Origin of the sequence: Acinetobacter sp. 22301 (genome assembly GCF_052045285.1) — a bacterium.
Taxonomy (GTDB): Bacteria; Pseudomonadota; Gammaproteobacteria; order Pseudomonadales; family Moraxellaceae; genus Acinetobacter; species Acinetobacter pittii.
In genome coordinates, this window is sequence record NZ_JBQEOR010000005.1 from 138609 (window position 1) to 161908 (window position 23300).

Annotated in this window: 17 protein-coding genes; 9 read left to right on the forward strand and 8 right to left on the reverse strand. The window is 39.7% G+C overall.

All coding sequences use genetic code 11. The features are described from left to right. Window positions 1–26 precede the first annotated feature (26 nt). From ACTJJH_RS10140 to ACTJJH_RS10155, 4 genes are all read left to right on the forward strand, one after another. Window positions 27–776 (forward strand): SDR family NAD(P)-dependent oxidoreductase, encoded by a 750-nt coding sequence (locus tag ACTJJH_RS10140; RefSeq protein WP_440601090.1) that lies wholly within the window; start codon window positions 27–29, stop codon window positions 774–776. A gap of 78 nt (window positions 777–854) precedes the next feature. Further along, the gene (locus ACTJJH_RS10145) at window positions 855–2156 is read left to right on the forward strand and encodes an MFS transporter (RefSeq protein ID WP_440601091.1); all 1302 of its coding nucleotides are present in this window, start codon (window positions 855–857) and stop codon (window positions 2154–2156) included. Between the two features lie 19 nt (window positions 2157–2175). Next, window positions 2176–3021, forward strand: coding sequence for a transketolase (locus ACTJJH_RS10150; RefSeq protein ID WP_000935658.1), 846 nt, complete (start codon window positions 2176–2178; stop codon window positions 3019–3021). Window positions 3022–3031: 10 nt separating this feature from the next. Further along, window positions 3032–4036 carry a transketolase family protein gene (locus tag ACTJJH_RS10155; RefSeq protein ID WP_304591614.1) on the forward strand — a complete coding sequence of 335 codons (1005 nt, stop codon included), beginning with the start codon at window positions 3032–3034 and terminating at the stop codon, window positions 4034–4036. A 79-nt stretch (window positions 4037–4115) separates the two neighbouring features. Here ACTJJH_RS10155 and metH read toward each other — a convergent pair whose 3' ends face one another. Then, window positions 4116–7802 carry a methionine synthase gene (metH, locus tag ACTJJH_RS10160; RefSeq protein WP_440601092.1) on the reverse strand — a complete coding sequence of 1229 codons (3687 nt, stop codon included), beginning with the start codon at window positions 7800–7802 and terminating at the stop codon, window positions 4116–4118. A 464-nt stretch (window positions 7803–8266) separates the two neighbouring features. Between metH and ACTJJH_RS10165 the strand changes: the two genes are divergently transcribed. Together ACTJJH_RS10165 and ACTJJH_RS10170 are read left to right on the forward strand one after the other, a co-directional pair. Beyond that, window positions 8267–9898 (forward strand): inorganic phosphate transporter, encoded by a 1632-nt coding sequence (locus tag ACTJJH_RS10165; RefSeq protein WP_005070664.1) that lies wholly within the window; start codon window positions 8267–8269, stop codon window positions 9896–9898. Between the two features lie 164 nt (window positions 9899–10062). After that, the gene (locus ACTJJH_RS10170; protein ID WP_440601093.1) at window positions 10063–11397 is read left to right on the forward strand and encodes a D-serine ammonia-lyase; all 1335 of its coding nucleotides are present in this window, start codon (window positions 10063–10065) and stop codon (window positions 11395–11397) included. Between the two features lie 47 nt (window positions 11398–11444). On the opposite strand, the gene ACTJJH_RS10175 is transcribed toward ACTJJH_RS10170, so the two are convergent. The 5 genes from ACTJJH_RS10175 to ACTJJH_RS10195 all read right to left on the reverse strand — a co-directional run bounded on the left by ACTJJH_RS10175 (window position 11445) and on the right by ACTJJH_RS10195 (window position 17286). After that, window positions 11445–12992, reverse strand: a complete 1548-nt coding sequence (locus ACTJJH_RS10175) for a hypothetical protein (protein WP_032037206.1) — start codon at window positions 12990–12992, stop codon at window positions 11445–11447. Window positions 12993–13546: 554 nt separating this feature from the next. Further along, window positions 13547–13711: a hypothetical protein gene (locus ACTJJH_RS10180; protein ID WP_000854552.1), complete on the reverse strand. Its 165-nt coding sequence runs from the start codon at window positions 13709–13711 to the stop codon at window positions 13547–13549. 109 nt (window positions 13712–13820) lie between these two features. Continuing rightward, a complete protein-coding gene (locus ACTJJH_RS10185) occupies window positions 13821–14825 on the reverse strand; it encodes a formylglycine-generating enzyme family protein (RefSeq protein WP_032037208.1) in 1005 nt (334 codons plus the stop codon). Next, window positions 14822–16498, reverse strand: coding sequence for an arylsulfatase (locus ACTJJH_RS10190; protein ID WP_440601094.1), 1677 nt, complete (start codon window positions 16496–16498; stop codon window positions 14822–14824). Before ACTJJH_RS10190 ends, ACTJJH_RS10185 begins: the two co-directional genes overlap by 4 nt. 170 nt (window positions 16499–16668) lie before the next feature. After that, entirely contained in the window at window positions 16669–17286 is a 618-nt protein-coding gene (locus ACTJJH_RS10195; protein WP_002117778.1) for a rhomboid family intramembrane serine protease, read from the reverse strand. Window positions 17287–17444: 158 nt separating this feature from the next. On the opposite strand from ACTJJH_RS10195, the gene nfuA reads away from it, so the two are divergent. Together nfuA and ACTJJH_RS10205 are read left to right on the forward strand one after the other, a co-directional pair. Next, on the forward strand, window positions 17445–18083 hold the full coding sequence (nfuA, locus tag ACTJJH_RS10200; RefSeq protein WP_002117617.1) for a Fe-S biogenesis protein NfuA: 639 nt from the start codon (window positions 17445–17447) through the stop codon (window positions 18081–18083). Between the two features lie 165 nt (window positions 18084–18248). Next, window positions 18249–20288 carry a ligand-gated channel protein gene (locus ACTJJH_RS10205; protein WP_440601095.1) on the forward strand — a complete coding sequence of 680 codons (2040 nt, stop codon included), beginning with the start codon at window positions 18249–18251 and terminating at the stop codon, window positions 20286–20288. Between the two features lie 22 nt (window positions 20289–20310). On the opposite strand, the gene ACTJJH_RS10210 is transcribed toward ACTJJH_RS10205, so the two are convergent. Beyond that, complete coding sequence (locus tag ACTJJH_RS10210) at window positions 20311–21318, reverse strand: hypothetical protein (protein ID WP_262727980.1); 1008 nt, start codon at window positions 21316–21318, stop codon at window positions 20311–20313. Window positions 21319–21343: 25 nt separating this feature from the next. After that, a complete protein-coding gene (locus ACTJJH_RS10215; protein ID WP_078220348.1) occupies window positions 21344–22369 on the reverse strand; it encodes an alpha/beta fold hydrolase in 1026 nt (341 codons plus the stop codon). Window positions 22370–22653: 284 nt separating this feature from the next. On the opposite strand from ACTJJH_RS10215, the gene ACTJJH_RS10220 reads away from it, so the two are divergent. Further along, window positions 22654–23268 carry a carbonic anhydrase gene (locus ACTJJH_RS10220; protein ID WP_002117769.1) on the forward strand — a complete coding sequence of 205 codons (615 nt, stop codon included), beginning with the start codon at window positions 22654–22656 and terminating at the stop codon, window positions 23266–23268. Window positions 23269–23300 lie beyond the last annotated feature (32 nt).

A 23300-nucleotide genomic window follows, 5' to 3' on the forward strand; every position in this document is an offset into this window, starting at 1 on the left:
AAATAAAGCGTAAAAGAGGATTGAACATGTTACTACAAGAAAAAGTGGCATTAATTACGGGTGCAGCATCAGAACGTGGAATTGGGCGAGCAACCGCAGAAATCTTTGCACAACAGGGTGCCAAAGTCATTATTGTTGATTTAGATCTTGCTCAAAGCCAAAACGCTGCAAAGGCGCTTGGTGAAGGACATTTAGGCCTTGCTGCAAACGTTGCGAACGAAGAACAGGTCAAAGTAGCTGTTGAACAAGCACTACAGCACTATGGCAAGATTGATATTTTAATTAACAATGCTGGTATTACTCAGCCAGTTAAAACCCTCGATATTCAACGCAGTGACTATGACCGTATTTTAGATGTCAGCCTGCGCGGAACACTGATTATGTCGCAAGCTGTTATTCCATCTATGAAAGCAAACGGTGGCGGAAGTATTGTCTGTCTATCTTCAGTTTCAGCACAACGTGGTGGTGGTATTTTTGGCGGGCCACATTATAGCGCTGCCAAAGCAGGCGTGTTAGGTCTGGCAAAAGCGATGGCTCGTGAGTTTGGTGCTGATCAGATTCGTGTAAATTCTCTTACTCCAGGTCTAATCCAGACTGATATTACTGGCGGTTTAATGAATGATGACCGTCGTCACGACATTTTGGCAGGTATTCCACTCGGCCGCTTAGGTAAAGCGCAAGATGTTGCAAATGCAGCATTATTTTTGGCAAGTGATCTGTCAGCTTACTTAACTGGTGTCACACTCGATGTAAATGGTGGCATGCTGATTCATTAATCGCTCACTATTTCAAAACTAAAAATAGAATGATGGTCACAAGAGGATACTGTGGCCAAATGTAAAGGGATTCGCATGATGGATACAGTATTTTCATCTGAAGTAGATACGGCGGTTCGTAAATCTGCCTATCGAAAAATTGCATTTCGGCTCATGCCATTTTTAATGCTTTGTTATTTTTGTGCCTATTTAGATCGAGTAAACGTGGGTTTTGCCAAGCTCCAAATGATGAGCGATTTACAGTTTAGTGAAGCTGTATATGGTCTAGGCGCAGGGATTTTCTTTATTGGTTATTTCCTCTGTGAAGTACCAAGTAACATTGTACTTCACAAGGTAGGCGCAAGACGTTGGATTGCCCGAATCATGATTACATGGGGCATTTTGTCAGGTTGTTTTGCTTTTGTTCAAACCGAATGGCAATTTTACACCTTACGTTTTTTGCTTGGTGTTGCTGAAGCTGGACTAGCTCCGGGTTTGTTGCTCTACCTCACTTATTGGTTTCCATCTTACCGCCGTGCACGCATGACCGTACTTTGGTTTATCGCGATTCCAATTTCAGGAATGATTGGTGGACCACTTTCAGGCTTAATCATGGACCGAATGAGCGGCGTACATGGCTGGTTTGGATGGCAGTGGATGTTTGTAATTGAAGCCATTCCTACTGTACTTGTTGGCCTGCTTGTACTTGCTGTTTTAAAAGATTCAGTTCAAGACGCCAACTGGTTAACCCAAGATGAAAAGAACTTGGTGAAGCAAGAACTTGCTCAGGATAACCAGCACAAAGAAGGTCATGCTAGCGTCAAAGAGTTCATTGCAGATAAACGCTTATGGCTACTGGCAGGTATTTATTTTTGTGTCGTGATGGGGCAATACGCCATTACATTTTGGCTACCAACTCTTATTCGTAATTCGGGCATTAGTAATAACTGGCATATAGGTTTGCTCACAAGCCTGCCTTATATGTGTGCCATTGTGGTCATGATTTTGGCAGGGCGTAGCGGTGACCATTTTCAAGAACGCCGCTGGCACTTAATTATCCCGATGTGTGCAGGCGCTTTAGCACTTACATTTGCGACTTTATTCGCTTCAAATCTAACGCTTTCTTTAATTTGCCTTTGCATCGCAGCCTCAGGTGTGCTGACGGCATCCTCTTTATTCTGGATGTTGCCGACCAACTTTTTGGGTGGTGTTTCCGCAGCGGCAGGTATCGCAGCAGTGAATAGCTTCGCCAATCTTGCAGGATTTTGCTCACCTTATTTAATCGGTTGGGTCACTACCAACACGGGTTCAAATGCAATCGGCATGTTCTTAATCACAGCAGTATTAATTTTCGGTGCCAGTTTGGTTCTGCGTGTTCCGGCAAAACTGGTCAATCGTTAATAAGGAATAGTAAATGACAATGTTAAATGTTGATAAAGCAGGCCAAATTGCCGAGTTGCAACAACGTGCCTACCACATTCGCCAACATGCTTTACGCATGGGGCAAGTACAAGGCCAAGGCTATGTTGGACAAGCTTTAGGTGCAGCAGATTTGCTCGCCGTGTCTTATTTTCATGCGATGAAATATCAGCCAGAAAACCCTGAATGGGAAGGCCGTGACCGTTTTTATCTTTCTATTGGGCACTATGCAATTGCACTCTATGCAGCCTTAATTGAAGCAAAAATTATTCCGCTTGAAGAGCTTGAAACCTACGGAGCCGATGACAGTCGGTTACCAATGTCGGGCATGGCTTCCTATACACCCGGTATGGAAATTACAGGTGGCTCATTGGGTCATGGTCTTGGAATTGCAGTCGGTGCTTGTTTAGGGCTAAAACAGAAAAAGTCGGATGCTTTTGTTTATAACTTACTGTCCGATGGAGAGCTAAATGAAGGCTCAACATGGGAGGCAGTGATGTCTGCTTCGCATTGGAAACTAGATAACTTGATTGCCATTATTGATGTGAATAATCAGCAGGCAGATGGGCACTCCAGCGAAATTTTAGCGTTTGAGCCAATTGTTGATCGTTGGCAGTCATTTGGTTGGTACACCCAACGTGTAGATGGCAACAACATGGAAGCTTTGCTTGAAGCATTCGATCAAGCGCGAAACCATGAAGGAGCATGCCCACGCGTCATTATTTGTGACACCAAAATGGGTAAAGGCGTGTCGTTCTTGGAAAGCCGCGAAAAAACACACTTTATTCGTGTTGATGAACATGAATGGGACGATGCTTTAAATATTTTGACCCACTACGGACAGTAAGGAATACACCATGAGCCAGTTAGCCAATCCTCCTAAGAAAAAACTAACCACTTCGGCAATGATTGCTTCTATTGCTGCCGAGGGCCAACCGACTAAACCAGCTCCATTTGGGCATGCACTGAATGCCTTGGCAAAAGAGCGTGACGATATCGTAGGTTTATCAGCAGATTTATCAAAATATACAGACCTACATATTTTTGCCAAAGAAAACCCCGACAAGTTTTTCCAAATGGGCATGGCAGAACAACTTTTGATGAGCGCAGCAGCAGGACTTGCTCGTGAAGGATTTGTTCCTTTTGCGACGACCTATGCTGTGTTTGCATCACGCCGTGCCTACGATTTTATTTGTATGGCAATTGCGGAAGATAACCTGAATGTCAAAATTGTAGCAGCTCTTCCGGGATTAACCACAGGCTACGGCCCAAGTCATCAGGCAACGGATGATATTGCAATTTTCCGTGCTATGCCGAACTTGATGATTATCGATCCATGTGATGCCTTAGAAATAGAACAGGCAATTCCTCAGATTGCCGCGCATAATGGCCCCGTATATATGCGTTTATTGCGTGGTCAGGTTCCGTTAGTGCTCGATAAATACAACTACCAGTTTAAATTGGGTAAGGCACAGGTGATTAAACCGGGTAAAGATTTACTCATTATTTCCACTGGTCTATTGACTATGCGTGCGCTTGAGGCAGCGGAAGAGCTTGAAAAAGAGGGCATTGAGGTTTCAGTGCTGCATGTGCCTACCATTAAGCCTCTAGATGAACAAACTATTTTGGATGAAGTCGCTAAAGGTGGCCGTCCTGTTTTAACTGCTGAAAATCATTCAGTGGTTGGTGGTTTAGGGGAGGCTGTTGGCTCACTACTTTTAAAAAATGGGCAACATCCTCGTTTTGACATGATTGGTTTGCCAGATGCATTTTTAGATGCAGGCGCATTGCCCACTTTGCATGATCGCTATGGTATTTCAACTGAAGCAGTGAAAGAGAAGATCAAGGCACATTTGAAGTAGAAAGATTAAACTTTCAAATTGAAAAGGGCGTGATGGAATTTCCTTCACGCCCTATTTTTAATCAAGATGATTTAAAAACTTAAGCAATCGAATCATCTAAATTCGGAGCTAACCAACGTTTAGCTTCATCCAGTGTCCAGCCTTTACGTTTTGCATAATCTTCAAGTTGGTCTTGAGAGATCTTGCCCACGTTAAAGTATTCGCTTTGAGGATGCGAATAGTAGAAACCACTTACTGAAGATGGTGGCATCATTGCAAAGTGTTCAGTCAGTTTAGTACCGATTTTGTCGGTAGAACCTAACCAGTCGAACAACACCGCTTTTTCAGAGTGCTCTGGGCAAGCAGGGTAACCCGGTGCAGGGCGAATACCGACATATTTCTCTTTAATCAGTTCTTCATTGCTAAGCTGCTCATCCGCTTTATAGCCCCAGAACTCTTTACGAATGCGTTCATGCAAGTGTTCTGCAAAGGCTTCAGCAAAACGGTCTGCCAATGACTGCACTAAAATTGCAGAGTAGTCATCACCTTTGGCTTTGTATTCATTTGCCAGTTCTTCTGCACCAAAAATCGATACAGTGAATCCGCCTAAGTAGTCCTGTTGTTCACGGTCAGTACGAATATAATCTGCCAAAGACAAGTTTGGTTTACCTGTCACTTTGTCAGATTGCTGGCGTAAGTGTTCAAAAGTATGCGTAACATTTTGACCCGCTTCATCAAATACGCTCACTGTGTCAGCGTTAGTGCGTTGAGCAGGAAACATACCAAATACAGCACGAGCATCAAAACGGTTGTTGTCGATAATATCTTTCAACATCGCTTGAGCTTGGTTGTACAAGTCAGTTGCAGCTTCACCAACTACTTCATCTTCTAAAATTTTCGGGAATTTACCTGCCAAGCTCCAAGAAATGAAGAATGGTGTCCAGTCAAAATACTCTACAAGGGTTGCAAGAGGGTAGTTAGTGAGAACTTGTGTTCCTAAAAGATTTGGTTTTGGTGGTACATAGCTTTCGTCAATTTTAAAACCGTTTTCAACTGACTCAGCATAGGTCAATTTTGCAGCTTTTGGCTGTTTGTTGGCTAAGCGCTCGCGAATCTTGGCATATTCAGCACGGTGCTCTGCAATAAAGTTTCCACGCATTTCTTTCGAAAGCAGGGTGGTTGCAACACCCACAGCACGTGAAGCATCGGCAACATAAATCACGGCATCGTTTTGGTACTGAGGATCAATTTTTACTGCTGTATGGGCTTTAGAAGTAGTCGCACCACCAATTAATAAAGGAATGTTAAAGCCTTTGCGTTGCATTTCTTTCGCAACAAATACCATCTCATCTAAAGATGGAGTAATCAGACCTGACAAACCGATGATGTCACATTTTTCATCAATTGCAGTTTGTAAGATTTTCTCGCAAGGTACCATTACGCCAAGATCAACAATGTCATAACCATTACAGCCGAGTACCACGCCTACGATATTTTTACCAATATCGTGTACGTCACCTTTAACAGTTGCCATCAGGACTTTACCTTTAGATTGGCTACCTGTTTTTTCAGCTTCAATGTACGGGTTGAGCCAAGCCACAGCTTGCTTCATAACACGTGCAGATTTCACAACCTGTGGTAAGAACATTTTGCCCGAACCGAACAAGTCACCAACCACGTTCATACCGTCCATCAAAGCGCCTTCGATTACATCTAAAGGACGTTTGGCTTTGAGGCGAGCTTCTTCGGTATCTTCATCAATGTAAGTGGTAATACCTTTAACTAAAGCATATTCAAGACGTTTTTCGACTGAATCATTACGCCATTCAAGGTTCTCGGCTTCTTTTGTAGCACCGCCTTGTCCACGGTATTTTTCAGCCACTTCAAGCAATTTTTCAGTCGCAGCCTGACCAGACTCACCTTGGTTTTGGTTTAAGATGACATCTTCAACTGCTTGTTTTAGCTCGGCTGGAATATCATCATAAATTGCCATTTGGCCAGCATTCACAATACCCATGGTCATGCCTTGCTTGATAGCATGGTACAAGAACACAGAGTGAATGGCTTCACGAACAGGCTCGTTACCACGGAACGAGAATGAAACGTTCGATACGCCACCAGAAATCATAGCGTGCGGTAAGTTTTGTTTAATCCAACCTGTGGCCTCAATGAAATCGACGCCATAATTGTTGTGTTCTTCAATACCTGTTGCTACTGCAAATACGTTTGGGTCAAAAATAATATCTTCAGCAGGGAAGCCGACATCATTAACCAAAATATCATATGAGCGCTTACAGATTTCACGCTTACGTTCAGCAGTGTCGGCCTGACCTTTTTCATCAAATGCCATGACAATAATCGCAGCACCATATTGACGGCACAGGCGAGCTTTTTCTACAAACTCGTCATAACCTTCTTTTAAAGAAATCGAGTTAACAACGGGTTTACCTTGTACGCATTTTAAGCCAGCTTCAATGATTTCCCATTTTGATGAGTCAATCATGATTGGCACACGTGAAATATCTGGCTCAGAAGCTACAAGGTTTAAGAAATGCACCATCGCATTTTGCGAATCGAGCATCCCTTCATCCATGTTAATGTCAATAATCTGTGCGCCAGCTTCAACTTGTTGCTGTGCAACTTCTAAAGCTTCAGCAAAGTTTTCTTCACGGATTAAGCGTAAGAATTTTTTCGAACCTGTAACGTTAGTACGTTCACCCACGTTAACGAACAATGAGTCATCATAAATATTAAATGGTTCTAAACCACTCAAACGACACGCAGGTACAGTTTCAGGAACTTGACGAGGAGTAATATCTTTTACCGCATTGGCAATCGCACGAATATGGTCAGGTGTTGTACCACAGCAACCACCAGTAATATTGATTAAGCCGCTTTCTGCAAATTCTTTTAAGAATGCTGCAGTTTGTTCCGGCGTTTCATCATATTCGCCAAAAGCGTTTGGTAAGCCCGCATTTGGATGCGCTGAAACGAAAGTATCTGCGACATCGGAAATGGTTTTTACGTGAGGGCGCATTGCATCAGCACCAAGCGCACAGTTAAAGCCAATCGATAGCAAGTCGCCATGACGTACAGAGTTCCAGAACGCTTCGGCAGTTTGGCCTGTTAATGTACGACCCGATGCATCGGTAATGGTCCCTGAAATCATGATTGGTAATTCACGACCAATTTGCTTAAAGACTTCTTTAACCGCAAAAATCGCAGCTTTACAGTTTAGTGTATCAAATACGGTTTCAATCAAAATGATATCTGCACCGCCTTCAATCAGCGCATGCGTCGCTTCAATATAGTTTTCTTTTAGCTCATCAAAAGTGATGTTACGAAAGGCAGGGTCATTTACATTCGGTGAAATGGAACAAGTACGCGATGTTGGTCCAAGTACACCTGCTACAAAACGCGGTTTATCTGGAGTCGAATACTTCTCACAAGCTGCTTTAGCTAAACGTGCTGCTTCACGGTTAATCTCTGGAACAAGATCTTCCATATGATAGTCAGACATTGAAACACGCGTGCCGTTAAAGCTATTAGTTTCAATAATGTCTGCACCAGCATCAAGATAAGCTTCATGAATACCTTGAATGATTTGAGGCTGGGTCAGAACCAAAAGGTCATTGTTACCTTTTAAGTCATGTGCCCAATCGGCAAAACGCTCACCACGGTAGTCGGCTTCTTCCAATTTATGGCGCTGGATCATAGTTCCCATAGCACCATCAATAATCAGAATGCGTTTAGCAAGAAGCGCTTTTAGGGTGGCAAGCGTAGACATAGAAAACCCCGATCTTTTATATGAATTTAAAAATGCGGCGCTATTGTAACAGAATAGTTGCGCAATTGATGACCTATAACGACCCATCATTCACTGTAATAAATTCATTAAAAAACGACTTTTATGACAAATAAAGATCGTTTTTTCATCAAATATTCATAAAATGATCATGATATTGAAATATTTCATCTCCAATATTCGGTTTTATGACAGTTGTGGTGTTTAAAAAGTAGACGTTTAGGTAATTTTTTAGATATTTTTGCTTCAAAAATAGTCATAAAATAGATGGAAGGGGGTTTATGTAAATTATTGTATTTAAATAAAAAAATAAAAACCGTAGAGGAAAGGTGCATCAAATGAGGTCAAAATGTGAAAAATTGACTTCATCGGGCGCCGCTTTGTCATATAATTGTCATAATTTAATTTAAGAATACAGAGGATTTTTTTATCCTCTTACCGTCTGCATGAATTCTAATCTACCCCCTGTTTCGGATTCAAAACTTGCGGCAAACCTGCAAGTCAAATCGACGAATGTACATGTCCCGACACCTAAATTTTTTATGCCGGTGTTTCTGACGATTATTGTTGCAACACTTATTTATATTGGATTTCAGGTGAGTGCTGATTTAGCACATGTACCACCTTTGAGTCTTTATTCAGTTATTCTTTTATCAACTGCACTCTTGATTGCTTTAGGCTTTGAGTTTGTAAATGGCTTCCACGATACTGCAAATGCAGTAGCAACAGTGATTTACACCAATGCTTTACCAGCACCGGTTGCAGTCATGTGGGCTGGTTTTTGTAATTTCCTTGGGGTAATGGTTGCAAGCGGCGCAGTCGCTTACGGCATTATTGCATTGTTGCCGGTTGAATTGATCATGAATATGGGTAGCGGTGCAGGTTTCGCAATGGTTTTTGCATTGCTTATTGCTGCGATTCTCTGGAACTTAGGTACTTGGTTCTTGGGTATTCCTGCTTCTAGCTCTCATACCTTGATTGGTTCAATCTTGGGTGTGGGCATTATGAACCATCTATTGAGTGCATCGACTGGCGTAACGACCAGTGGTGTTGATATGGATCAGGTGATTAAAGTCGGTAAGGCATTATTATTTTCACCTTTAATTGGTTTCGCTTTTGCAGCGATTGTATTCTTGTTGGTTAAAACTATTTTTAAACGCCAATTAGAATTATTCCAGCCACCTGAAGGGAATAAACCACCACCAGCAATCATTCGTGCAATTTTGATCTTTACCTGTACAGGTGTGAGTTTTGCACATGGTTCTAATGACGGTCAAAAGGGTATGGGGCTCATCATGCTGATTTTGGTTGGTCTGGTGCCGTTGGCTTATTCATTAAATAAAAATCTTGATACTCAGCAAGTTCAATCATTCCATCAGCTTTCTTCTCAAACTGCCGTATTTTTGAATCAAAATCAGCCAGAATTAACCGATGAAAAAGCACGTGTTATTCTGACTAAATATATTCAAACTAAACAGCAAACTCCAGAAGTTGTGCCTGCATTGGCAAGTATGACTGATCACTTGGGTGAACGAGTTTCTAGCTATAGCAACTTAAAAGATATTCCTGAAGCTGCAATTAGCGAAATTCGTAATGACATGTATTTAAGCACCACGACGTTTAAACGTTTGGATAAAGCAGATGCTTTACCAAAAATGGATGACTCACAGAAAAAGCTTGTGAAAGAATACCGTAGTAGCTTAGATTCATTCTTACAATACATTCCAACTTGGGTAAAAGTGGCTGTTGCTTTAGCACTTGGTCTAGGCACAATGGTGGGTTGGAAACGTATTGTTGTGACTGTAGGTGAGCGTATTGGTAAGCACCACATGACTTATGGTCAAGGGATGTCTGCTGAGCTTGTTGCAATGAGTACAATTGCAGCTGCTGATGGTTTAGGTATGCCAGTTTCAACCACACACGTTTTAAACAGTGCTGTTGCGGGTACGATGGTCGCGAATAAATCAGGTTTAAACTTTAATACCGTGAAGACAATTCTCTCTGCATGGGTATTTACTCTTCCTGCAACAATCTGTTTGTCAGGTGGTTTGTACTGGTTATTCTTACAGTTTGTATAAACGCATTTAAAAATTAAAGCCACTGTTCACAGTGGCTTTTTTATTTGTTTAGTTTTTAAAGTTGAGACTATTTTTCATGTACATTCATCTATAAATTAATAAGTTGTTATAGGTCATTAAACAGCTTTATAGGCTGGGCTTAAAATTTTATATCAGGATATATTATGAATGCGGTTCAAATAGATCAGCTAAAACAACAATTTCCACTTATTGAAACACTTCAAACCTATCAAGAAACATTTTGGTTTACACCTCATCGCTATCCTTTAAAAGAAGCTTTAGAAAAAGTTGGACTAACCGCTAAAGATGTAAGTGAAGCAGAAGCAAGACTAGCGCGTTTCGCACCTTATTTGGCAAAAGTATTTCCTGAAACTCAAGCACAACAGGGAAAAATTGAATCAGATATTGTTGAAATTGCTCATATGCAACAAGCACTTTCTTCAGCAAAACAAGTACAGCTTAACGGAACATTCTGGCTGAAAAAGGATAGTCATCTACCAATTTCAGGCTCCATCAAAGCACGTGGTGGCATTTATGAAGTGCTCACACATGCTGAAAAACTTGCCATGCAGGCAGGGTTACTCAAACCAGAAGATGATTATAGTAAATTAGATCAAGATTCATTTAGGGCATTCTTTTCTAAGTATCAAATTGCAGTAGGTTCTACGGGCAATCTTGGGCTTTCTATTGGCATTATGAGCGCCAAACTGGGCTTTAGAGTCACTGTTCATATGTCGGCTGATGCTAGACAGTGGAAAAAAGACAAACTACGTTCACTTGGCGTCAACGTTGTAGAATATGCGAGTGATTACGGCGTAGCTGTTGAAGAAGGACGAAAAGCCGCAGAGCAAGATCCACACGGCTTTTTCATTGATGATGAAAACTCAACAACATTATTTTTAGGTTATGCCGTTGCAGGAATACGCTTAAAACAGCAATTTGAACAAAAACAAATTAAAGTCGATGCTGAACACCCATTATTTGTTTATTTGCCATGTGGCGTCGGTGGTGGCCCTGGTGGGGTGAGTTTTGGACTAAAACTGGCTTTTGGTGAGCATGTACATTGTATCTTTGCAGAACCAACACATTCGCCATGTATGTTACTTGGTGTCCACACAGGTTTGCATGATCAGATTTCAGTTAATGACATTGGCATTGATAACGTTACTGCGGCAGACGGACTTGCGGTAGGGCGTGCTTCAGGTTTTGTCGGGCGTGCCATGCAACAATTAATCGATGGCTACTACACCATTCATGATGAACGTTTATACGAGCTCATAGCGCTTTTAAATCAAACTGAGAATATTCAGCTTGAGCCTTCTGCAGTAGCAGGCATGATGGGGCCGTATTATGTTCAGACGAGTCCTGATTACTTGGCTTTACACCAGTTTACAGCTGAGCAGTTGCAACAGGCAAATCATGTAATATGGGCTACTGGGGGCGGCATGGTGCCTCCTGATGAAATGCAAAAATATCTATCACACTTTCAATATAAATAAAGACACATTAGAAAAAAGCCCAATTCTAGGATTGGGCTTTAATCAAATTATTTTTTAGATGATTTTCTAAAAGGGAGTTTTTCGGTAGCAAAACCATAAATTGCAGCGAAAGGCAGGGCAGTTCGTGCTAAATAAGCGACACGCCATAGACCACCATGATTGGCACCTTCCATCATAAGTTCAAGCGGATGGTCTAAGACAGTTTCAGGATTCGCGACAGAAGACTCATTTCTTAAGTCATGAATCCAGAGTGCCGCCATAATGGCATTGGTGGTTTCAGGGCTAAATGCTTCTACATCGAAAAGTTCTGCGCCATTAAAAGCTGCTTTCAATAATGGATTTTTAGTCACTGAATGAGTGGTTGTCGATGGTGCAATATTAATGCTGACACGTTGTCCTTGATGGCGGGCCAAAATAGCACGCCATTGTTGAATACGCTTTGCCAAAGCATAGTTTGGACCTTGTTCAACCACTAAGCAGTCGGCAATACCATAAGTTTTTCCATTTTCACATGTAACCAAGTCTTGATATGGCGCTTGAAAAAAACGATTGAGCGAAAGAGCAGAAACACCTTTTACTGCCAACTTTTGCATTTTTCTGCGGGATTTAAATTTCTCTTGAGCAGCCTCTGCAACTTCTTTTGGTACTGCATAAACATCGGTTGGAGTACACATAAACATAAGGCTTGTATCAGGCTTATGCTCGCTCACAAATTGCATGATGCTATCCATTGCCATGGAAACGCGGACATGCTTTTCACCATCTAAATAGGCGATTGCTGCCAAATCTAACTTTTGTGGAAACTGCACCAGCCACTGCGCTATTTCTGGTAATTGAGTCAGTAAATTTGCACCCAGCTTATCTTTTAACTCAGAAGCTTTTGCTGAGGAATCAACGGCTTCAACACATGGTGCAATGAGTGTTGCATTCCCTTGTTGAATCGTATTTAAGATTTTGCCCCAGACTCGTGAGTTTGGTAAATCTACAGCAACAATATTTGCTTTCCATTTGGCTAACCAAGGCAGTGGTCCTGCTTCTGAGGCTGCACCAAACAGCACCATCGTACGGTCAGACAAATCGAACCATTCAGGATGAGTAATAGCTTCACGAAGTGCTTTTGCATGACTTGGCTCAATAATACCAGCTTCTTCCCAGCGTTGAATTTGGTCCAGTAAGCTTTGTCCACTCAGCTTTTGTCCTTTATAAGGAACATACCACTCTGGTGCTGCCTCACTTTCACCTTTAAGTTTTACTGTATAAAGAGGAGTAGATGAAGCAATATGAACGGCATCTTTTAAAAGGTAGTGTTTACCATCACGATAATAATCAAAAATATGGTGAGCTTTATGCAACCCTTGCTTCGCAATAGTAATTGGGTTGCTGATATTAGAAATCCCTTGTTTAACAAGAGCTTTAAAATATAAAGGATAGTTTTTTCGCCAGTTTTTTTCATTCAACACTTGTTGTGCGGTTTTATTATCTACAATAGATAAGGCCTCTGACAAAATCTCTTGGCCTGTAAGAGATGTACTTTGTTTTTTTGTTGAGGCGTGTACCGGAAATTGTAGACCTTCGACTTGACTTGTGCTGGACATAAAATATCTCGTTTATACGACTGGGTTAATATACATGTGTATACATTATCTATGCCAATGAAAGGAAACGAGTGGCAATAACTGACAAAATAATATTGATTATTTATGTGATGAAACGTGAAAGAGAAAGTTATTATGATAAATTCATCTCATTTTGACCTTAATTTTTTTCACATTTTTAGAACATTTTTATAGACTTACGTTACATAAATGTTTATTTTGTATTAAGCAAATACATCAGTATTAACCTGAAGGTAAAATGTTCAAAATGTATCAATAATAGAGATACAGAAATGATTAAAAACTAGACTTTTTTCTTAAGCGGTAAGAAAAGTCAAACGGAATAAGAAAGAATTGGGGTGAAACTAGATAGAAGACAACGTAAGATTGTCTTTTAAAAATCTTGGGGATATGGTGATTTTTTTACACCATAATTTTCTAGTTTCATCCCATCTATTTTTGGGCTGGAACCCTCCATTTAGTATTCAATTCATCACTTGCTTGAAGTCTATTTCTTTAGAGTAACTTCAAAATTACTTTAAAAGAGGGTATTTCTAACAACGTCCTTTTTTAGCTTGTCCTGGTGGGCAAAAGCCTCCTGGATGTCCGTAATATGGTGAATCAGGGTCAATCACAATACTACCTTCAGGTGTATGGACCGCACAGGCTGATAGTGACATTGTGAAAATTGCTGCGGCACAAAGAAGTAAAGTTTTCATCTTGTTCTCACTTTTTTATCATTCTCATTTGTACTATAAAAATATTTTGATTATTTTTCGACCTAATTTTGGTTAAAAAATATCTTTAATCAGTCGAATTAAGAAGAAATTAAGGAGACCGTAAAATAGTCCGAAATCCAACATGTGTTGCAGCTAAATCAAAATCTTGTGGATAACGGCTACTGCTACGATAACGTGAACAATAATTTTGTGCACAAAGAAAAGATCCACCTTTAATTACATATTGAGTGCTGGTGATTTCTTGTTGACGTAAATCAGAATAATTTCCCATATGCTGGTCATGAGCACCTTGATAAGGAGAAGATGTCCATTCCCATACATTTCCAATCATATCAAATAGTTTGAATTTATTTGCCGCAAAACATCCAACGGGTGCAACACCTTTAAAGTGATCTTGATTTAGGTTTTGAAAAGGGAATTCGCCTTGCCAGTAATTGGCTTGCGGATGTTGATGTTCATCAGTAGGGGCCTGATGTAAAGGGGTATCAGTTTTTGAATTAGCTTTAGCTGCATATTCCCATTCTAGTTCTGTTGGTAAATCATGTCCTAGCCACACTGCATAATGTTCAGCATCATTTTTACTTACATACCTTACAGGCTCCTTAGGATTTGCTATAGCTCCAGTACCGCCGTTTGGCGTTTTCCATGTATACCCTGATTTTAGCTGCCACCATTGCTGTGAGTGATGAGGGTCTGGTGAGAAAACAGCAGCCTGTTTTTGTTTTTCGGCATCGGTAATATAGCCAGTTGCTTTTACAAAACTTGCAAACTGAGCGACCGTAACTTCAGTTTGGTCAATCCAAAATCCTTTGACTTCGCGCTGCTTTTTTCCAAAATTAAGTTCATCGGGATAGGCCTTTTCAGAACCAAAGTTAAAATCTCCATCGGCAATTAAAACCATTCCTGCTGTAGGCTGTTTGAGCCAACCCTGAGGCAGACCACTATAGTTTTGACACTTTTCAATAGACCCTAAATCAGCTAAAGATGTTTGCTGTTGCGTCGAAGGCCTAGATTCAGAAAATTTTGAAGATTCGCTACAGCCCGTCATAATAGACAGGCTGATTGTGGTAACTAAAAATGGCTTCAATTTCATTTGGCGTTATATCCCTGCACACCATTTTTTTCAGTATATTTTTGATAGACCGATAAGAGTTCTTGAACTTTTGCAGGATAAAGCTGAGCAACGTTTTGTCTTTCACCGCGATCTAATTTAATGTTGTATAGCTCCCAAGTCCCTGTGCCTAATTCAGGCCGCCCTTGAAGTGCGATTTTCCATTCACCTTGTTTTGCATATTTGCTGCCATGTAACTCATCGGCAAAGCTAAAATTTGCAGGGCGAATAGTATCGGTTTTGTTTTCAAGCAAAGGTTTCCATGAAATTCCAGATGGCGTATTAATGGCCCGGCCATTATATTGACCTTGTGGTACTGGAATATGAGCATATTCTAGTAAGGTAGGGAAAACATCGAGTACAGATGCAAAGCTATGATTTGTCTCTTCCGCTTTTTTCTGATTTGGTAATTTCACAATAGCAGGGGCAGTCGTTGCGCCTTCGCCCGCTGTATCTTTCCATAAGTGGAAAGGTGCGGCACTGACTTCGGCCCAACGTGGCCCGATATAGTGGTACGAACTAGGTGTACCTACGTTTGCTACAGAGTTATCAAAACCAGATTCACTGCCATATCCGCCACGTACAAAACCTTCTGCACCATTGTCTGAAACAAAGAAAATTAAAGTATTGTCATAAAGATTATTTTGTTTGAGATATTGAATAATGCGGCCTACATTGGCATCAAGATTTTCTACCATGCCCGCATAGATTTCCATCTTACGAGCTTCTAATGCTTTTTGTTCGACTGTTAACTCATCCCATTTCCCATATTTTTGTGGAGCATTTTGAGTCGCAATTGGTTCTGCTGCATCAAAGTTTGCAGGAATAATTCCAAGCTGTTTTTGTCTCGCAATGCGGGCATTACGAATTGCATCGTAGCCTACATCATAAACTCCGCGATATTTTTCACGATATTCGGCTGGGGCTTGAATTGGCCAGTGAGGCGCCGTATAGGCAGCATAAGCAAAGAACGGTTTGCCACTATTTTTGCCTGAATCTAAGTAGCTGAGTAATTTGTCGGTAAAATAGTTGGTAGAGAAAAAGTCATCAGGCAATGCCGAAATTGGAATAATTTGCCCATCTTCTGTATAAGTTGAATTTCGTTTAAAGGCACTTGGAGCTTGTTTAAAATGATGGTCTAAACCTTGTAATAAGGTAAATGAATGATCAAAACCCTTAGCATGTGCATTGCTTTCAGGGGTTAAGCCTAAATGCCATTTACCACTAATATACGTGCGGTAACCATTGTCTTTAAGTACTTGGGCAATCGATAAAGAACGTTCGTTTAAATAGCCCTCATAACCTGGTTGTCCCTTCAAATGCTCTGGGGTGAGTTCCGCCATTGCCCCAATACCAGCTAAATGATGATCAGTACCGGAAATAAGTTGAGAGCGTGTTGGCGAACAGGTCGGGGCAGTATGATAATCCGTTAAAAGTCGACCTTCTTGAGCCAGACTATCAATATTAGGGGTATGAATTTCGCCACCAAAAGCCCCTAAATCTGAATAGCCTAAGTCATCAGCCATAATAAATAAGATATTGGGTTGCTTAGGCGTGCTTACGACATTTTCTTGATTATCATTGTCATTACATCCAGCCAGAGATAAGCTAAATAAAGCAATGGAAAGGCTAGATAAAATTGCTCTGTACTTCATTGTATCATCTGAATTATTAAAAGAATTGGCATGAGTTTAATCAGATGGTTTTTGCAAACAAAACAACGAATTGATCAAAGAAAATCAGAAAAAAGACTGAGAATTTATGCAGATAAATAAATCAGAAAAAAAGAAAAGCCCATAACGGGCTTTTCTTTGATTTATATCGTTTAGAAAGGAAGACGGGTAAGCTGGTCTAAGAAATGTGGAATAACTTTAGGTTCAAGTAAAATGGTTACGATGATTCCGTAAGCTGCACCCCATAAATGAGCACTATGGTTAATATGACTATTACCACGTTTACCAGCCCAAATACTGTACGCCACATATAAAATAGCAAAAATAATAGCGGGTACAGGAATGAAGAATACAAAAATCAGCTTCCATGGCTGAAACAGAATATAAGCAAATAAAACCGCTGAAACAGCACCTGAAGCACCTAGGCTGGCCCAATTCGCATCATTTTTATGTTGTAAATAGCTTGGCAAAATCGCAAAGATTAAGCCACCTAAATAGAACAACACAAAACCCATGTCATAGAAATATTGGCGGTAAAAACTTTCAATGATACTGCCAAAGAAAAACAGGGTAATCATGTTGAACAGTAAATGTGTTCCGTCGGCATGGATAAAGCCATGAGTAATGAATCGATCAATTTGTCCACGTTGCATTGCAGGCGGCCAAAAAATCAATCGGTTCATTACATTTTGATTGCTAAAAGCAAGTAAAGAGATAATGACCGTAATAATAATAAGAGTAACTGTATGGTTAAACGGCAAATGCAACATAAGAAATATTTAAAAAATGATCAATACTGAGGTCAATAATGCCATTAAAAACTTAACTTGAAACCCTGTTGTGTATAAATCCGACAAATTTAGTTGATTTTTTTTAAATCCACCTCATCTTCGGTTAATATAAAGGCATCAGCTTGAGGAATATTGTTATGTCGACTGAGAACACCAACACTGCTGTTGCAGAAGAAATTCCAAACCTTTTGATTACACCATCTGCACAAGAGTATTTGCACGATTTACTAACGAAGCAAAATACTCCGGGAATTGGCGTTCGAATTTTTGTTGAGCATCCGGGTACGCCACGTGCAGAATGCTGTATGGCATATAGTGCGCCAGAAGAAGTGATCCCAACGGATTATAAGCAGGACTATCCTGATTTTCCTGCGTATATTGATGCGCCATCTATTCCTTATCTTTTAGATGCCGTAATTGATTACAACAAAGACCGTTTTGGTGGTCAGCTCACTTTCCGTGCTCCAAATTCTAAAGTTCCACGTGTTGGTCCAGATGCTTCGATTGAAGAACGTATTACTTACATTCTTCAGGCAGAAATTAACCCAGGTCTTGCAGGGCATGGCGGAAATTGTAGCTTGGTAGAAGTACAAGATGATCCAGAACACGGTTTAACTGCTGTATTGAAATTTGGTGGTGGTTGCCAAGGTTGTTCTGCAATTGATGTTACCTTGAAACAAGGTGTAGAAACTACTTTAAGAGAGAACATTCCTGAGCTTCAACGTGTGGTTGACCAAACAGACCATACACAAGCTGAAGGTGCTTATTTCAAATAATCAAATTATTTGAAAAGTGAAATAAAAAAGCCTCGTAATGAGGTTTTTTTATGGCTTTTTAATTGAAAATAATTATCAATATTATTTATTTTTTTATTTAAATTTGTTACATTTGTTTAAGTAAAACTTAATATTTATTCATAATTTAATATGTTGGAGTAGGGTATGACGAAGAGTATTTTCCAATCTGTATTATCAATTTCGGTACTTACAGTAATGTTTCCTGTGGCTTATGCCGCTGAAAGTGAAAATATTTTAGTTGATTCTTCCATAAAAAATGAAAAAGAAAGCGAAGTTACTCAACTTGAAAAAATTGTCGTGACAGCAAGTGGTTTTGAACAAAATATAAAAAAAGCAGCAGCTTCGATTTCGGTTTTAACTCAAGAAGAAATTAATAAAAAAGCATATCGTGATGTAACTGATGCACTTAAAGATGTTCCTGGTGTAGTTGTTACAGGTGGTGGAAGCTCATCTGATATCAGTATTCGTGGGATGGGAAGTGCATATACCGTTATCATGGTTGATGGTAAGAAAGTAAATACACGTTCTGTGCGACCAAATAGTGATAATTCAGGTATTGAGCAAGGTTGGTTACCGGGAATCGAAAGTATCGAACGTATTGAGGTTATTCGTGGTCCAATGTCGGGTCTATATGGTTCGGATGCGATGGGTGGTGTGATTAATATCATTACTAAAAAAGTTGCAGATGTTTGGAACAGTTCTGTTAAGTTAGATACAACAATTCAAGAAAATAATAAATCTGGAAATCTTTACCAAGCCAATACTTATGTGTCGGGACCTTTAATTAAGAATTTACTTGGTTTAAAAGCCAATGGCACATTTTCACAAAGAGATGAAGATGAAATTATTGGTGGTTATAGCAAACAAAAAATCCGTGCTGGTGGGGCTACTTTAAGTCTGACTCCGAATGACCAACATACCATTGAACTTGAATATCAGCGTTCTATCCAAAATCGTAATGCCACAATAGGTAAAACAGTTTCACCAATTCAAACTGGTCGTAATCCACCAGTAGATTCATTAACAGACTATTACCGTACAGAATATAGTTTAACGCACCGTGGTGACATTGGTCCTGTAAAGACTCATTCTTATATTCAACGCGAAGAAAATAAGAACCCGTCTAGAAATATGGAAGCTGTAAATACTACATTTAACACGCTTAACCAGATCACACTTGCAAATCATGCGCTTAGCGTGGGCGGAAGTTATCTAAAAGAAGAATTAGATGATTTAGGTAACCAATTAAAAGTGGGTGGCTCACAACCTGTTTCTAATTTAGATCGTTATAGCTGGGCATTATTTGCAGAAGATGCATGGAATATTATTGATCCTTTCACTTTAACAATGTCATTACGGATGGATCAAGATGAAAAATTTGGGGATCATTTCAGTCCTAAATTATATGGTGTATGGACTTTAAATGATAACTGGATTATTAAAGGCGGCGTATCAACAGGTTATAAAACACCTGCATTAAGAGCGACCGTAGCAGAATGGGGGCAAGCTACAGGTGGCAGCAGTTCTGCTGGAGTGATTGTTGGTAATCCAAATTTAAAACCTGAAAAAAGTACCAACTATGAGCTATCATTCGCGTGGGATAATTTAAATAACTTGAATGCTGGCTTAACGATTTTTAACAGTGAATTTAAAGATAAAATTACCGAAGTTAGAACGTGCTCAGGAGATGCAGGTGCTCGCGAGTGTAAGTGGTTAGGTCTAGATTTTGATTTTGTGAGTCAACGCACAAATGTGGATAAAGCCAATATGAGAGGTGTTGAAGCGACGTTTGGTTGGCTCATTTCACCTGACTTAAAGCTAAATGCCAATTATACCTATACAGATACAGAGCAAAAAAGTGGTCAATTTAAAGGTCAGCCTTTAAATGAGATGCCGGAACATATGTTTAATACCACTTTAGATTGGCAAGTTAATGACTTAGTCAATATGTGGAGTCGCTTGAATTTTCGTAGCAAAACTTCTGAATATTTAAGCCGTACGTCAATGGCTGAAGGAAAGCCTGCTTATGGACTAGTTGATGTTGGTATGAACTATAAACCAACTGACAAAATCCAAGTTGCGGCAGGTATTTATAACTTGTTTGATAAAGAGGTTGATATCGCAACTTATAATTATGTTTTAGACGGACGTCGTTATAATTTAGGAATTATTTATAAATTTTAATTAGTTAAATAACAAAGGCGCTCTAAGCGCCTTTGTTATTTAAAATGTCTAATACTTTTTCAGAATAATAAAACTTTTCTAAGTAAACACGGGCACGGCGTCTTAAATGTCCTGTTGTAATTAACTGCTGTAATACAGGCACAAGTAACGTGGTCAGCTCATGTTGCACTAAGCTTTCATCGATATTGAGGTCACGAAGTAACAAGTCAAAACTACGCTCTTGATTACGTACATACCAAGTATAGATACCATCATGTACTTGTTGTTTTAAATAATCAGTTTGACGAATGTGGTCCCAGATTTCATGTCCTAGGCCAACAGTTTTTGTTAAATCTTGAACTTCTATATAGTTTTTTAAAACAGAAAGTGGCATAGTTTTAACTTTATGCCAAACATTTGCCTGAAAATGGTAGAGCTTATCATTGTCAAAATGTTGGTTTAAAACACGCTCACTCATTTGGCTGAGTTTTAAAATATTCTTTTGCAAATAATGATTAATCGTATCGTCCAGATTTGAATCGGTTACTGTTTCTAAAACAGATTTCCCCATTTTCATAAAACGACCTACACCGGGCACGCGTTTTGACATGGATTCATCTAAATAATCATGCATTGTTTGCTGAATCAGTTGCGTGAGCAGGGCCGAAAAAGCAGGGTTATTCACAATCGTTTTAATCAGTTTTTTACGGTGCTGTTCCTTACTTGCAACGTATTGTGCAATTCGGTCAATCGTTAGAACAGGAATAACATCTTCAACAGTTGCGGTTTCATTTGCAGGATGAATCAATGCAAAGCGAATATGCTCAGCAATTTGTTCAATCAGGAAATCAGAAGCAGGCGTATCTAAAATCTGCTTTTGAATGAGCTGTTGAATTTGTTCAAAAGTCCACAGATGTTGTAATTGCCGACTCCCCAACCAATGATAAAATTGCTCAAACTCTTGCTGGATCACCTGAGTCTGAGCAAATTGCTCATCTAAAAAATCTAGATGAGCTTCAATAAGTTTTTCAATAAGTGGTTGGGTAGACATAAGGTCTCACAAGTCCGAAGTTTTATTAAGGTGTGGTCGTTTTTGACGACTGATTTGTTTCTACTTTAAGTAAAAACGGTAGATATTGTTGCATAACCAACTGTTCAGCTTCCAATATTGGCATATGACCTACATTTTCTAAAATAACTGGAGGCTGAGCATTCTTTAAAAGTCGTTTTAGTTCACTTGCTACTTCGACATTAATAATCTTATCTTGTTTACCCCATAGAATGAGCGTCGGTGCATCGATCGTTTTGGTAAGTACCGCAAAGGAGTCTGGTGTGTAAACTTTATTAAGTGCAATCAATTGATCAACCAATTTTTGTGTTTGAGGTGCTTGATCAATCATCAACTTTTCTTGAGCTTGAAGAAACTCTTTAGGAATAAATGGAGGATTAAACATGGTTTGTTTTAATAAATAATTAAAGTCACCTTTTTTAGACACTAAAAGTTGTTTGAGGTAAGCAGGATCTTTTAAATAAATTGTATTGGCTGAGCGAAAAATACCGCCGCTATCTACTAAAAATAAACTTTTGGTTTCAAATGGATATTGTCCAGCATAGAGCAGGGCAATAGATCCGCCGAGTGAATGCCCAGCAATATGAATTGGACCTTTTAAATTTGCAGCCTCAACAAAGCGACGTAATTTTTCAGCAAGATTTGGTACTGAATAATCGAAGTCTTGGGAAACGATAGTTTCACCACTACCCGGTAAATCAGGAATAATGACATGGTAATTTGTGGTGAGATAACGAGCCACTCGGTTCCAGTTATCACGGCTACCCGCTAGGCCATGAATAAGGAGTAAAGTCGGTTTTGTTGTAGAGCCGCCTTCGCTATATGACCAAGTCACATCACCGACTTTTAAGCTTTTACTTTGTAGACCTGCCCAGCTACGTTCTTGCTGTAACACATTCTGGAATGTCACATCAATATTATCGGCTGCCTGTGTTTGAGAAATACTCATCACTGACAATACGCTACAAGCCAAAGTCAGTGCGGTAGCAGTTTTTTTCATAGAGGCCTTAATTGATGTGGACAGCCTTGTCATAGATTTCATCCTTGAAGCTTGAGCGAGTTTGAAAAATTATTGAAAAACTTTGCCAATGAGTCATTTGCCAAATGTTTGGAATGAAGAAAATTATAGTCAATCCGAGAACCAAAGTATGTCTATTTTTTCACTAAACAGTAGCGAATATGCAGTGAGCTCTACATTAAAGCAGGTTAAGTATTTTTAAATTTTTTCATAGAAAAGGATTTATTTTTTGTCAGTGACATTCAAATTTTGACACATTAAAATGATTTCCAACCTTGAAAAAACAATGGAAATATAAAATGCCTACTGCGCAAGAAGTTTTAGATCGTCTGAAAGCCGGTAATCAACGATTTGTAAATGGAAATACTTCCCTTGCAAAAACCTTATCTCATCAAGAACGCGCTGAAATGGCAAAGGATCAAAATCCGTTTGCAATTGTACTTGGCTGCTCAGATTCTCGTGTTCCAGCAGAGATGGTATTTGACCAAGGTCTTGGTGACTTATTCGTAATCCGTGTAGCTGGTAATGTGGTTGCACCTTCACAAGTCGGTAGTGTTGAGTTCGCAGCAGAGCGTTATGACTGCCCAGTTGTAGTTGTATTAGGACACAGCCATTGTGGTGCGATTCAAGCAACAATTGATACGTTAATGAATCCTGATCACCCGCCATCATCTAACCTAATGTCGATTGTGAACCGCGTTCGTCCATCAGTTGAAATTTTAATGCAGACTGACTTAAAAAATGATTTGAAAAAATTATCATGTCATGCGGTGCGTTCAAACGTTTTTGCTTCGGTAAATCAATTACGCCATGGTTCAGCGGTGTTAGAGAGCCTGATTGCAAAAGGTGAATTAATTGTTGTTGGTGCAGAATATTCACTCGAAACTGGTGAAGTTACTTTTTTTGATTTCTGATCATATTAAAAAAGAATATTTAAAGATAAAAG